Origin of the sequence: Nocardiopsis halotolerans DSM 44410, assembly GCF_000341065.1 — a bacterium.
GTDB lineage: Bacteria > Actinomycetota > Actinomycetes > Streptosporangiales > Streptosporangiaceae > Nocardiopsis > Nocardiopsis halotolerans.
In genome coordinates this window covers 1-1,010 of sequence record NZ_ANAX01000119.1, presented here as the reverse complement: position 1 = coordinate 1,010, position 1,010 = coordinate 1, and the positions used below count along the sequence as shown (strand labels likewise).

1 protein-coding gene is annotated in these 1,010 nt (G+C 75.5%); it reads left to right on the top strand.

What is annotated here, in order from left to right; translation table 11 throughout:
• On the top strand, nt 1-1,010 hold a 1,010-nt coding region (locus D455_RS29865; RefSeq protein WP_040684752.1), incomplete at both ends, for a non-ribosomal peptide synthetase.

Sequence of the window (1,010 nt, the reverse complement as noted above, 5' to 3'; positions counted from 1 at the left end):
CCCCGGAGCCTGTGGCGGCTGCTGCTCGACACCGGGTGGCGTCCGCGTCCCGGCATGGTGGCGCTCTCCGGCGGCGAGGCCCTGCCGAGGACCGTCGCCGAGGCGTTGCACGAGGCGGGCACCGAGCTGTGGAACATGTACGGCCCCACCGAGGCGACCGTCTGGGTCTCCGCCCACCGGGTGCGTGACCTGGACCGCGGCTTCGTCCCCCTGGGCGACCCGCTGCCCGGGCTGGAGCTGCACGTCCTCGACGAGGACCTGGCGCCCACGCCCTCCGGTGGTACGGGCGCCCTGTACGTCAGCGGCGCCGGTCTCGCCGAGGGCTACCGATCGCGCCCGGACCTGACCTCGGCGGTCTTCGTCACCCTTCCGGACGGCCGACGCGCCTACCGGACCGGCGACGACGTCCGGTCGCACCCGGACGGGGCGATCGAATGGATCGGCCGCGCCGACGCCCAGGTCAAGGTCCGCGGCAACCGGATCGAGCCGGGCGAGGTCGAGGCCCACCTGGAGAGGATGGACGGCGTGTCGGCGGCCGTCGTGACCGCGGTCCCCTTCGAGGGGACGGGTGCGCCGAGGCTGACGGCCTACCTCGTCACGACCGCGCCGCCCGCCCGGGCGGACCTGGACGCATGGCTGGCCGACCGGCTGCCCGCCTACATGGTCCCGGACGCCTACGTCCTCCTGGACGAGCTGCCCCTGACCGAGAACGGCAAGGTGGCACGGGGCCGACTGCCCGTCCCGACGCGGGACACCGTCCTCCGCGGCGGTGATCCGGCCGCCCCCTCCGGGCAGGCGGGCGCCGAGCGCGTGGCGGCGGTGTTCGCCCGGGTCCTCGGACACGCGGAGTTCGGGACAGCGGACAACTTCTTCGACCTCGGCGGCGAGTCGGCCAACGTCGTCCGCGCCGCGGCCGCCGTCAGCGAGGAGCTCGGCGTCGACGTGGGGCCGCCCCTGATCTTCGCGACCGGAACGCCCGAGCGGCTCGCCTCGGCCGTGGGTGCGGCGGA